The sequence below is a fragment of the Pelomicrobium sp. P1 genome (genome assembly GCF_052805615.1).
Map to the genome: position 1 here is coordinate 1 of NZ_JBRBEM010000002.1, position 12,036 is coordinate 12,036.

13 protein-coding genes are annotated in these 12,036 nt (G+C 64.3%); all 13 read right to left on the minus strand.

All coding sequences use genetic code 11. The annotated features are described in order from the left end of the window. The coding region (locus tag ACUVYZ_RS02080; protein WP_446033021.1) for a formate--tetrahydrofolate ligase at positions 1-262 on the minus strand (262 nt) is incomplete at its 3' end. Positions 263-431: 169 nt separating this feature from the next. Then, positions 432-1,319, minus strand: coding sequence for a bifunctional methylenetetrahydrofolate dehydrogenase/methenyltetrahydrofolate cyclohydrolase FolD (folD, locus tag ACUVYZ_RS02085; RefSeq protein ID WP_439932792.1), 888 nt, complete (start codon positions 1,317-1,319; stop codon positions 432-434). Between the two features lie 43 nt (positions 1,320-1,362). After that, entirely contained in the window at positions 1,363-1,554 is a 192-nt protein-coding gene (locus tag ACUVYZ_RS02090) for a hypothetical protein (protein WP_439932793.1), read from the minus strand. Then, on the minus strand, positions 1,554-2,441 hold the full coding sequence (locus ACUVYZ_RS02095; RefSeq protein ID WP_439932794.1) for an ABC transporter ATP-binding protein: 888 nt from the start codon (positions 2,439-2,441) through the stop codon (positions 1,554-1,556). The genes ACUVYZ_RS02090 and ACUVYZ_RS02095 overlap by 1 nt, the downstream gene beginning before the upstream one ends. A gap of 18 nt (positions 2,442-2,459) precedes the next feature. Continuing rightward, a complete protein-coding gene (locus ACUVYZ_RS02100; RefSeq protein WP_439932795.1) occupies positions 2,460-3,290 on the minus strand; it encodes an ABC transporter permease in 831 nt (276 codons plus the stop codon). A 3-nt stretch (positions 3,291-3,293) separates the two neighbouring features. Continuing rightward, positions 3,294-4,157, minus strand: coding sequence for an ABC transporter ATP-binding protein (locus ACUVYZ_RS02105; protein ID WP_439932796.1), 864 nt, complete (start codon positions 4,155-4,157; stop codon positions 3,294-3,296). After that, positions 4,154-5,500 carry an ABC transporter permease subunit gene (locus tag ACUVYZ_RS02110; protein WP_439932797.1) on the minus strand — a complete coding sequence of 449 codons (1,347 nt, stop codon included), beginning with the start codon at positions 5,498-5,500 and terminating at the stop codon, positions 4,154-4,156. The genes ACUVYZ_RS02105 and ACUVYZ_RS02110 overlap by 4 nt, the downstream gene beginning before the upstream one ends. Before the next feature lie 91 nt (positions 5,501-5,591). Next, positions 5,592-6,755 carry an ABC transporter substrate-binding protein gene (locus ACUVYZ_RS02115; RefSeq protein WP_439932798.1) on the minus strand — a complete coding sequence of 388 codons (1,164 nt, stop codon included), beginning with the start codon at positions 6,753-6,755 and terminating at the stop codon, positions 5,592-5,594. A gap of 116 nt (positions 6,756-6,871) precedes the next feature. Then, complete coding sequence (locus tag ACUVYZ_RS02120) at positions 6,872-7,600, minus strand: Rieske 2Fe-2S domain-containing protein (protein ID WP_439932799.1); 729 nt, start codon at positions 7,598-7,600, stop codon at positions 6,872-6,874. Between the two features lie 10 nt (positions 7,601-7,610). After that, a complete protein-coding gene (locus ACUVYZ_RS02125) occupies positions 7,611-8,654 on the minus strand; it encodes a 2Fe-2S iron-sulfur cluster-binding protein (RefSeq protein WP_439932800.1) in 1,044 nt (347 codons plus the stop codon). Between the two features lie 44 nt (positions 8,655-8,698). Then, the gene (locus ACUVYZ_RS02130) at positions 8,699-9,163 is read right to left on the minus strand and encodes an aromatic-ring-hydroxylating dioxygenase subunit beta (protein ID WP_439932801.1); all 465 of its coding nucleotides are present in this window, start codon (positions 9,161-9,163) and stop codon (positions 8,699-8,701) included. A 66-nt stretch (positions 9,164-9,229) separates the two neighbouring features. After that, positions 9,230-10,450, minus strand: coding sequence for an aromatic ring-hydroxylating oxygenase subunit alpha (locus tag ACUVYZ_RS02135; protein ID WP_439932802.1), 1,221 nt, complete (start codon positions 10,448-10,450; stop codon positions 9,230-9,232). Between the two features lie 330 nt (positions 10,451-10,780). Beyond that, positions 10,781-12,025 carry a pyridoxal-phosphate-dependent aminotransferase family protein gene (locus tag ACUVYZ_RS02140; RefSeq protein WP_439932803.1) on the minus strand — a complete coding sequence of 415 codons (1,245 nt, stop codon included), beginning with the start codon at positions 12,023-12,025 and terminating at the stop codon, positions 10,781-10,783. Between the last annotated feature and the right edge of the window lie 11 nt (positions 12,026-12,036).

Consider the following 12,036-nt stretch of genomic DNA (forward strand, 5'->3'; position numbering starts at 1 on the left):
CTTTCTTGCCAATGCGGTTCAGCGCATCGCCTAGCCCCACCGTGGTGGTGGTCTTGCCCTCCCCTGCGGGGGTGGGACTGATCGCGGTCACCAGGATGAGCTTGCCGTCGCGGCGCGACTTGAGGCTTTCCACCCACTCGAGCGACACCTTCGCCTTGTAATGCCCGTAGGGCTCCAGGGCGTCCTCGGGAACCCCCAGCCCCTCGGCCACCTCCCGGATGCGCTTCATCTTGGCACGTTGCGCGATTTCAATGTCGCTCAGCATATTCGATAAAAATAGAGAAAGAGATCGAACAAAGCCTAAACGGAACCATTTCTCGCAAATCGACCGTCAGCAGATGCGGAAGGGATGCCACGACGTTATAGCCGGTGTGTGGCGAGACTGCCTTCCACGGTTCGAGAAGCGACTGCCGCGAAGCCCTGCGGGCTCGTCAGACCGCCACCCGGGTTCCGCCTTGCTTGAGCGCTCGCTCGAGCTGGCGCTCGGCGGCGGCGATGGTGTTGCCCAAGAGCATGGTCACCGTCATCGGCCCCACACCCCCAGGCACCGGGGTGATCCAGGACGCTTTCTCCTTTACCGCGTCGAAGTCCACGTCTCCCACCAGCCGCCCGTCCGGCAGCCGGTTGATGCCCACGTCGATCACCACCGCTCCGCGCTTGACCATGGGGGCAGTAATCAGGTTGGGCCGCCCCGCCGCCACCACCAGGATGTCGGCGAGGATAGTAAACTGGGCTAGCTCCCGCGTCTTGATGTGGCAGATAGCCACCGTCGCCTCCCGGGCCAGGAGCATCAAGGCCATGGGCTTGCCCACGATGTTGGAGGCGCCCACCACCACCACGTTCTGCCCCTCGATGGGGATGCCGGTGTGCTCGAGCAGCACCTGCACGCCGTAGGGGGTACAGGGGGGAAAGACCGTGTCGCCGATCACCAGCCCCCCCACGTTGTACAGGTGAAAGCCGTCCACGTCCTTGGAAAGATCGATGGCCTCCAGCAATCGGCGCATGTTGTAGTGGGGCGGCAGGGGCAACTGCACGATGATGCCGTGGATCGCCGGATCGGCGTTGAGCGCTTCGATCGCCCGCAGCACCTCTTCCTGGGGAGTATCGGCGGGGAAGCTGTGCACCTCCGAGTGCAGCCCCACCTCCCGGCAAGCCTTCACCTTGTTGCCCACGTACACCTTGGAGGCGGGGTTCTCCCCCACCATCACCACCGCTAGCCCCGGCACCACGCCCCGAGCCTTCAACGCCTCGACCCGGGCCCGGTAACCCGCCCGCACCTTGGCCGCCACGGCCACCCCGTCGATGATCTTCGCCGTCACTTTCGACTCCTCGCCCTTTTTCCGAAGACCCGCCCGTTCCCTCTCAAGCGGGCGTCAGGAACCCGAGCACGATAAAAATCATGATGCTGGCACCGGTCAGGGCATAGGCGCAACGGTTGAGCCATGCGGTCCGCACATGCCCGAGCCGCTCCTGGAACAGGGAGGCGGCGAGCGCCGCCAGCGCTCCGACCACCGCCAGGGCGATCACCACTTCCCGGTTGAGCAGCCAGTCCATCAGCGTTTCGCTATCCTGCGGGAGTAGGCTTCCACGAAATCCGCCGCTGCCTTGCTGCCCCCGGCGAAGGACTTCATCGCCTCCTCGTGGAGCAGGGACAGGGCCTGCATTTTAATGTCGTTGGCCCGGTCGTTCTCGACGATATCCTTGAGCTTCCTGGGACGGGGTACGTCCACTTCCAGCACCGCTCGCACCCGAGTGGGGATGTTGGTCATGATAAGCAGCCGGTCGGCGAGAAAGATCGCCTCGTCGATGTCGGTGGTGACAAAAAAGTTGGTACGACGGGTCTCCTCGAAAAGCGCCGCGTAGTACTCCCACATCAACTCCTTGGTCATGGCGTCGAGCCCGCGGAACGGCTCGTCCAGGAGCATCACGGAGGGGTTGTTGATCATGGCGCGAGCCAGTTCCGCCCGCCGCTGCATGCCCCCCGAGAGCTGGTTCGGGTACTTGTCGCGGAATTGGGTGAGCCCCACCTTATCCAGCAGGAACTCGGCGAATTCCCGGTTTTTTTGCGTGTCCTCGCCCCGCGCCTTCGGTCCGTACATGATGTTCTCGTAAGTGGTCATCCAGGGGAACAGGGCCGTTTCCTGGAAGACGACCAGTCTGTCGTGACTTGGACCGCTCACGGGCTTTTCATCCAGAGTGATGGTGCCGCTCGAGGGCTGTTCGAAGCCCGCCATCAGGCGGATCAAGGTGCTCTTGCCGCAACCGGAGGGGCCGATCATCACGGTGAGCTTGTGGCGCTGCACCGTGAACGAGCAATCCTTGACCACCTCCTTGGCGAACCGTTCCACGCCGTAGGACTTGCTGACCTGATTGACCTCGATTTCACCGGCCTGCACCTTGCCGAGGCCGGCTCTGGAGGTCGTTTTGAGTACCGTTGCCATTGAAGCGTCTCCCGAGTTCTACCGGACCCTTAACCAGGGGGTGGACAGCTCGCCCAGCTTGCGCACGATGCCGCTGGAGATATACCCGGCGATGCCGATGGAGATCATGCCCACCACGATCTGCTCGTAGGAGCCCCCGACGTAGGAGTTCCAGATGAAAAACCCGAGGCCGCCCCCGGCCCCGCTCGCCTGGATGGCGCCCCCGCCGCCGGAGATCATTTCCGCGGCCACCACCACCTCCCAGGTGATGCCCATGCCCACCGCCGCCCCCACCACGATGGAGGGCAATGTGCCGGGCAGGATGATGCGACGGAACACGTTCCAGCGCGTCGCCCCCATGGAGCGGGCCGCCTGGAAATAGCGCACGTCGATGGACTTGGCGCCCCCCAGCACATTGATCACGATGGTGTAGAACGCCCCCAGGAAGGTGACGAAGGCGATGGACATCTCCTGGGTCGGCCAGAAAATGATGGAGGCCGGCACCCAGGCAAGGGGCGGGATCGGGCGCAACACCTCGAAGGGCGGGAACAGGACGCCGTAGGCCGTGCGGCTGATGGCCATCATGAGCCCGAAGGGGATGCCCACGATCATGGCCGCGATGAAGCCGGCGAACACCCGCAAGGTGCTCTTGTACCAGCTCAGCCAGTAGCCCAGATCGTAGAGCAGCCCGAGCCACACCTCGATCACCGACGAGGGGGCCGGCACCGCTCCGATCCAGGGCAGCTCGAAGCCGAACCACTGTTTCCAGCGCGAGCCGACCTCCCAAAGGAGCACGAACACCGCGATGGATACAATGCCGCGCCCCACGGTGCGGCTAAACAGGGTTTTCCTGATCGCTGCCACGTCCACGGATCAACCCTCCTTCTCGCCGGCGGCGAAGGCTTTCAGCGCCTCCTCGTGCACCGCCTCCATGGTCTCGTCCATCAGCTCGCGGAAGCGCGGCGCCGTGAGCACGCCGTAATCCCGCGGATGGGGGATGTCCACTTCGAGGATTTTCTTCGGCTTGCACGGTCGCGTGGTCATGATGACCACCCGGTGCCCCAAGAAAATCGCTTCTTCCAGGTCATGGGTGATGAAGAAAATGGTGACCTTGTTCTTGTAGTAGATCTCCAGCAGCGCTTCGTGCATCACCGACTTGGTGAGGGAATCCAAGGCCCGGTACGGCTCGTCCAAGAGCAGCACCTTGGGATCGTTCATGAGGGCCCGCACGATCTCCACCCGGCGCCGCACCCCGGAGGAGAGCTCTCCCGGATAGCTCTGCTCGGTGCCCGAGAGCCCTGCGTCCGCCATCATTCCCCGGGCCTTTTCGCACGCCTCCTTCCAGGTCATCTTGCCCTGCATGACCGGACCGAAGGCCACGTTCTCCAGCACGGTCTTCCAGGGGAAGAGGGCACCGTTCTGGAACACCACGATGCGGTCGGGCCCCGGCTCCGCCTTGGGCTTGCCTGGCCCGCACAGCATTTCCCCGTCCAGGTAGATGGCGCCGGAGTTGATGCTGTGGAAGCCGGCGATGGCGTTGAGGAGCGTGGTCTTGCCGCACCCCGAAGGGCCTACGATCATGCAGATCTCGCCGGGGGCGATGTCCACCGAGCAGTGGTCCACCGCCAGCACCGCCGCCCCGTCCGGGTCGTAGATCTTGACCACGTCCTGGATGCGGATGGCGCCCTTGCCCGTGGGGCTCAGCGGCGCGAAGTTGGCGGACGGCTCCCTCATCATGATTGCCCTCCCAAAGCGAGCTCGCGAACTCGCCATTGCATCAGGTGGTCTCCGACGATCCGCACCAGGGCGCTGGTGATGTAGCCGACCGCGCCCAGGGTCACCATGCCGATGATGATGGTGGGATAGCGCACGGTGGTGTAGGAGTTGTTGATCACGTAGCCCAGGCCGAACTGGCCGGATACCATCTCCGCGGCCACCAGGGAAAACCAGGCCACCCCCACCGAGATCTGCAATCCGGTGAAGATGAAGGGCAGCGCCCCGGGGATGATGATGTGGCGGAAAGTCTGCCAGCGGCTCGCCCCCAGGCAATAGGCGGCGCGGAAATAGGACTCGTCGATGGACTGCACCCCCAGCATGGTGTTCAGCGCGGTAGCGTAAAACGAGGCGAGGAAGGTAAGGAAGATGACCGGCGTCTCTAGGCCCTTGAACATGAGAATCGCCAGGGGCACCCAGGCGAGGATCGGGATCGGCCGCAGCATCTCGAACACCGGAAACACGTATTCCTTGAACTTCGGCGACCAGCCGAGGAACAACCCCAAGGGCACGCCGAGTGCGGTAGCCAGGAAGAAGGCGATGCCGACCCGTCGGCAGCTCACCCAGATGTGCTGGTAGTATTCGGGGGTATAAATGGAGAGGCCGTAGGCCGGGTCGGGGCTCAACCATTCCTTGACCACCGCGGTAAGCCCTGGCATCTGCTCGAATCGCGGCAGCTTCCATACTTCCACCGCCAGGTACCAGAAGCCGAGAACCAGGGAAAAGCCGATCGCCATGAGATAGGGGCGCGGGCTCCTCAGCCACTGGGCCAACCGGAACATGGTGAGCGCCAGCCCCGTCAACTGTTGGGGCGCCGCGCGCCGGCCCACCGGCCGCAGTTGCGCCACCCACTCCGGCACGGTGAAATCCCGGGTGATCATGGTGGCAAAGCGGCTCATCACCACGTCGCCCGTCTCCGGGTCCGACTCCAGGATGCGCAGCAGGGCGTCGCCGTTGATCGCCAGACACTCGGTATCTTCGACGGCGGTAGATTTGGCCAGCCGGTAGGGTTGGCTCTTGAGCAGTGCCGCCCAGCCGAAAACCTCGCCGGGCCCCAGAATGCGCAGCAGGTTAGTGGCGCCGGCCCCCGGCCCGAGGACGTGCTCCACACGCCCGCGTACCACCACGAACAGATCGTCGGCCCGGTCGCCGCGGTTATAGATCACTTCGCCAGCCTTATACGAGACTCGCCGCGCCGCCCGCGCAATAGCTTCCAGCATCTCGTTGGAGACCACCTGGAACGGCATCGCGCTTTTGAGCAGGCCAACGGTGTCCTCCGTCCGGACCGTCCTCGTGGCCAATTCCATGCCCGTTACCTCCTCCTGGGGTTTCGCTGAAGTAATTCTCGCCCCTGTGGGTCGGGGTGGCCGGCCGCTGGGCGGCCGGCCACCGTTGCTCTTATTGCTTGAATGCCGCCTGGAACTCCGATTCAGGCAAGGCTTTGACGATCCCGATGGGCGCCTTCAGACCACGCTCCTTGAGGATCTCCTGGGTGAACTGGGGCATGACCGCCTCGGGACGCAGCGTCGGCGTGTTGATGGTCTTGATCTCGTAGAGGAAGGCCGTCGCCCGCTTGATCAGCTCTTCCGCCTCGGGGGTGATGGTATAGTGCAGGAGGATGCGCTCCGGCCCGCCCCCGGCCTCCTTGGCATGCTCGCCGTAGGCCGACCTCCACAACGCCTTAGCCGGGAACCCCGTGGTCTGCTCCTGAGCCATCCGGACCACTTCGGCCGCGTTCTTGGGGTCGGCCAGGAAAAGCTGGGCGTCCAGCTCCGCCTGCAGCCAAGCCTTCACCACGTCGGGCCGCTGCTGGATCAGATCGGCCCGCATGGCGAGGAAGCCGCCGTCGTTCTCCTGGGCCGAGCGGCCGGTGGCCACCAGCCGCGCCAGCCCCTCCTCGATCAGCCGGGAGGTGGTGGGTTCCCACATGACCGCCGCGTCCAGCTTCTTGGCGCGGAAGCCGCTGGTGATCACTTCGATGTTCTGGTTGAGATAGGCCGCCGGCTGGACGTTGTACTTCTTGAACACCGCCTGGGCGAAGCGGTCGGTACAGCTTCCCTTAGGCACCGCCACCTGCTTGCCGTTCAGCCACTGGATGGCTTCCTTGTCGCTCTTGAACTCCGGCGCGTCGGTGCGCACCAGGAAGGCGTTGCACTGGTCCCAGCCCAGTCCCAGGTTGGCGACGATGCGGATGTCGGCCACGTTCTGCTTGGTTGTGGACACGATGGCCGGCATGTCCCCCATGTAGCCGATGTGCTGCTTGCCGGCCAGCATGTTGTTGACGATGATGGCACCCTGGAGGCCGATCTGGAACTCCACCTCGGAGCCCTTGGGCAGGTATTTCTCGTAGAATTTTTTCCCACGCATCACCACGCCGGACCAGGACTCGGTGTAATAGGGCTGGTAGCCCACCACCAGCTTGACCGGCTCGCCCGGCTTGCCGAAGCTCAGGGTCTGCTGGGCGAGGCCGGCGCTCGCCGAGAGCCCGAACACGGCCGCCCCGGCCAACCCCAATACCCGCCGTGCGCCCGCTTTGAACCGCTCACTGGATAAAATGCTCATTTTGCCCTCCTATCTCCTAAGGATTAAGGATGATTGAACGCGCGGCTTTTTCCACTTTTTGTCGTTCCGGAGCGGCGGCCGGGAATCTGGCCTCCGATCCGGGCCGCGAACGCCTGCTACTTCGCTCCGGAAGCCGTGAGGTAACGGGTGATCAGCTCGGCCAGCCGCCGCATCACCAGATACCCCGACGCCGGGTCGGACTCCAGAACCTTGAGCACCTCTCTTCCGTTCATCCGCAACACCGAAGACTTCTCCAAACAAGTCGCCCGGGCGATCCGGGACGGCTGCCCGTCCATGAGGGCCGCCCAGCCGAATACTTCGCCGGTGCGCAGCACGAACCCTGCCGGCGTAGTGCGCTCGTCGCGCCCGATCAAGAACTCCACCCGCCCGCTCTCCAGGATATAGAGGTCTTCCGCAGGGTCTCCAACCCGGTACAAGGTGCTCCCCTCGGGATGGGTCTCGGACCTGCACAGCGCCTGGAGCGCGGCCAGGGTTTCCCGCGGCAGCCCCTTGAACAGCTCGGAGGAGTCCAAGGCGCTCGGCGGCGCGAGATAGATCGCGCCGTCCTCCACCGTGATGTCGAAGATCTGCAAAGGCGATTCCGCAAGGCCCTGGGGCGCGCCCGTGCGGATATCCCATTGCCATAGGTGCATGTGGCAGGTGAGCACCTCGCCGTCGAACAGGCCCTCGCACAGGGGCACCTCCTGGTGAGGGCAGATGGCCTGGCAGGCGTAAAAGTCCCCGCCCGCGTTGGCCACCAGCACCTTGAGCCCGCTTTCCACCTCGACCTCTTTCAGAGCGCCAGGCGGAACCTCTTCCACCCGGCATACCATTTTCTTGCTCACGCCGTGGACCTTAGCTGAATTTGTCGTAGCGGATGTTGTCGGTGGTCAATTTAGCCTTGAGCAACAGCATGCGGATTGCCGCCTCCACCGCGGGCGGCGGGCCGGCGAGATACGCCCGCACGTTCTGGTACCTTCCTTCCATGCGTCTTGCCGCCACCTCGTGCACCAGCCCCTGGTCGAAGGCAAGCCCCGGGTAACGGTCGACGAGCGCCTGCGGCACCGGCTCGTCGGAGAGCGCCACGGTGATCTCGAGGTTGTCGGGAAACTCCCGGCGGAAGCCCTCCAGCGCCTCGAGATAGAAGACGTCCCGCGCCGAGCGCACGCCGAAGAAGACGTAGCCCTTGTACTGGCTAAAGTAGCGCTCCTGGCAGCCGCGGGAGAGAATGGACATCATGCCGGCGATCCCGCTGCCTCCGGCGATGCACAGGACGTTCTTGCCGAGCCCCGGGTAGAAGGTGGCCTTGCCCAAGGGCCCGAAGAGGCGAAGCTCAGCCCCTTGCACGCTCCCGTCGAAGAGCCACTCGGAGAAGCCCCCGCCGGGCTTTTTCTTCACCACGAACTCGAGACGGCTCGCCCGCCGCTCGAAGTTGACCATGGAGTAGCCGCGAAAGCCCCGCACCGCAGGGGCCTCCGCCAGCACGAACTGGCCGGCGTCGAAGTCCATGGGGGCATCCAGCGCCACGCGGAAGGCCAGCACGTCATGGGTGAGCCGCGCCTGGGACTCGATGCGCCCGTGGTAGAAAGCCGGGATACAGGCGCCCGGGTCGGCGTAGTAGACGAAGTTGGCCACCTCGATGGAGAGGTCGCTCTTCGGCTCGCACTGGCACATGAGGAATTCGCCCTGGGCGCTCTTCAGCAGGCGGGTGCCCGGCGCCTGGGGCCAGGGGTCGTGGATCTCCCCCTCGATCAGCTTCGCCTTACACGTGCCGCAGGTGCCGCTGCCGCACTCGTAGGGCAGGTCCACAGCGTTGCGCAGGCCCGCGAACAAAATCTTCTCCCCAGGGGCACATTCGAACTGGTACGCCCGGTTGCGGGCGTTGACCTGCACCTTCATCCTCTTCCTTTGTCGTTATGGCCAGCGGCTGCGCGCCGGCGGGGTCAAAATGGAATGTGGTAGCCGATGCCCAGCATCCGCGTATCCAGCCGCACGTTGCGCCGCAGGAGCCTGGCGCTGTCCCCGTTGAGCCGCACGGTGTCGTAGAGCTTGCCCACGCCGAATAATTCCGTGATGCCCCCGTCCAGGGTGGTCTTGAACACCTGCAGACCCGAGACCACCTGCGCCTCCTTCTTGGCGTCGTCCACCGTCACGGTGTACACGGTGACGTGGCGGGTGAGGGGCGAATGATCGCTGTTGTGGCGCGGCAGATTGTTGAACAGAGTCTGTATCCCGGCCTTGTCGTGTTCGAGCCAGGTCATCTCCCGCTTGATCTCTGGGCTGTACGCGGTGATGGTGTAGCGAAACTCCGGATCGCACAGATCCAGGTATCCCTTGAAGTCCTTTTCGTCCAAGAGCATGCACGATCTGTAGACCAGCTCTTCGACCATGGTTCTAGCGTTGCTCATAGCTCTCCTCGCTCCGGCCGCGCCGCCCGCGGGGCCGTGCCCCCGGGCGGGCGCCCTGTGCCCCGTTTAAGCGGCGGCCGCCTTTCCGGCCAGACCCCGATCGCCGAACGGGTCGTAAGCCGCCCGGCCCATGCGCCGGCTCCATTCGGCGTAGTAGTGGCGCATGCCGCCTTCGTCGTGGATGGTCATGTTCTCCTCGCGACCGTGCAGCACCCAGCGGCTGTCGGTGCGCTCGTCGCGCATGGCAATGCCCTGGCCGTGCACGCCCAGCAGGTCCTCGTGGAGGTTGCGCCCGAACGGTCCCCAGATCATGTTGTGATCGTAGATGCGTTCGGCGCGCATCTCGGGCGTGTCGCGTTTGAGCCCCAGGCCGCGGAACTCGATGATCACCTTATTGGGGCCCAGCGGGATGGCCGTGTCCATGCGCAACACCGAGGTGCGCAGGTTGTAGGTCATTCCCGGGAAGATGTCGATCAGGATCCACCCCCCCGGCGCAAGCCCCGGCCAGCCCACCTTGCGGTCCTTGCTGCCCTCGTACTTGTCGTACTTGATCTCCATGGAGCCCACCGAGGCGTGGCCGTTGGGATAGCCCACGTACTTGCGGTCGAAATAGCCGGGCTGGAGCATGCCGGTGATGCGGTTAAAGTAGTGCATGTAGTCGTGGTAGAACTCGCTGTTGGTGTCGTGCCACAACTTGTAATTGGTGTTCACCACGGCCTTGTGGAAGTGGAACACCTCCAGCGGCTCCTGCATGTGGGGCTCCAGCATGGAGAGCGCGTCGCCGATGTATTCCTTCAGCGTGCACGCGTTGTCGTCCACGTTGACCCACACGAAGCCGCCGTAGCCCACCTCGCAGCGCACTTCCCTCAAGCCCACGTCCTCCAACTTCAGCCGGTCCTGGTATCCCTCCTTGCCTCGGGAGATGTCGATGCAGTTGCCGCGGCAGTCGAACGACCAGGCGTGGAAGATGCAGGTCATGCGCTTGGCGTTGCCCGAGGGGTCGTAGAGGATCACGTTCCCCCGGTGCGGGCAGATGTTGTAGAAGGCGCGAATCCGGTCGTCGTCGCCGCGGATGATGATCAGGTTCTCACCCCCCGGGTGGCGGAAGGTGCGGTAATCGTAGGGGTTGGGGATCTCGCTTTCGTGACAGGCGATGATCCACACTTTGTTGAAGATCTTGTCGATCTCCTCGCGGAACAACTCCTCGCTGGTATAGACCCGGGTGTCCACGTAATGGGTCGGGGGGAACTTGGGGCGCTGGGCCCATTGAGTGGCATTTCTGGACATCGCGACCTCTCTCCTGGACTAAACAATACGTTCCCACCCCTTCTGCAGGATTCGTACCAGCGACGGACGCCTTCCGTCCGATCGCCTTTTCCGCAAAAAAAATATGCGCTTATATCAAGACGGTCGGCGTCGGCGCGAAGCCCGCGCCCGTTTCCAAAGGAAACGAGGCGAGTCTTCCCCTTGCCAACCGAAACATGCCAGCCTGCCCGCGGCTGCATGAGCGCGGGCGGGCCCTGTGCGCAAGATGAGGCGGAGGGCTTCCACCGGCGGGGAGAGTCCGATCGGATGCGCCCGGGAACCCGGAGGGTAAGACGGCTGCGGCGACGTCCGCTAGGCCACCGCCACCCGGGCGGCGTCGCCCGGGCGCAAGGGCGAGGGGTTCTTGGCGTAGGCGTGGTAGGCCGCGGCCTCGGCGGCGCCGAATTCCACCTTCAACCCCATGTCGGCGAACACGGTCTCCAGCGCGCACAGGCACAGCATCACGTTCTCCATCTTGCAGGAGTAGCCCATGATGCCGAAGCGCCAGATCTTGCCCTTGAGGTCGCCCAAGCCCGCGCCCAGCTCCAGGTTGTAGTCGTGCAGTAGCCGGCGGCGAACTTCCGCCTCATCCACGCCGGGCAGGACTTTGACCGCGTTCATCTGGGGCAGCCGGTACTCGGGCTTGACCAGGAGTTCGAGCCCGAAGGTCTCCAGGCCGGCCTTGAGGGCCAGGTGGTTGCGCCGATGGCGGGCCCAAGCGCGCTCCAGTCCCTCTTCCTGCAGCATGAGGAGCGCTTCGTGCAGCGCGTACAGGCTGTTGGTGGGGGCCGTGTGGTGGTAGGTGCGGGTGGTGTCGCCCCAATAGGTGAGGAGCAGCCCCAGGTCCAGGAACCAGCTATGGACCTTTTCCTCCCGTTTTCTCACCATCTCCACCACCCGGTCGCTGAAGGTCACGGGGGAGAGCCCGGGCGTGCAGGACAGGCATTTCTGGCTCGCGGAATAGCAGGCGTCGATACCCCATTCGTCCACTTTCACCGGCACTCCGCCCAGCGAGGTCACCGTGTCCACGAGGGTCATCAGCCCATACCGGTGGGCGATCTCGCACAGCGTCTTGGCGTCGGAGAGCACCCCGGTGGAAGTTTCCGCGTGCACGAAGGCGAGGATCTTGGCGTCGGGATTCTTCTTGATCGCATCCTCCACCTTGTTGGGATCCACGGGCTCCCCCCAGGCGTCGTCCACCACCACGGGCACGCCCTGGCAACGCTCCACGTTCTCGATCATCCGGCCGCCGAAGACCCCGTTGCGGCACACGATCACCTTGTCGCCCGGGTTCACCATGTTGACGAAACAGATCTCCATGCCCACCGAGCCTGGGCCCGAGACAGGGAAAGTCACCTCGTTGGCGGTCTGGAAGGCGTAGCGCAGCATGGCCTTCAGCTCGTCCATCATGGCGACGAACACCGGGTCCAGGTAACCGATGGTCGGGCGGGAGAGCGCGGAGAGCACCCGAGGATGGATGTCCGAGGGCCCCGGTCCCATGAGGGTGCGCTGGGGCGGGTAGAAGGTGCTGATTTTTTTGCCGGGGCGGAATTTCATGATCTTTTCCG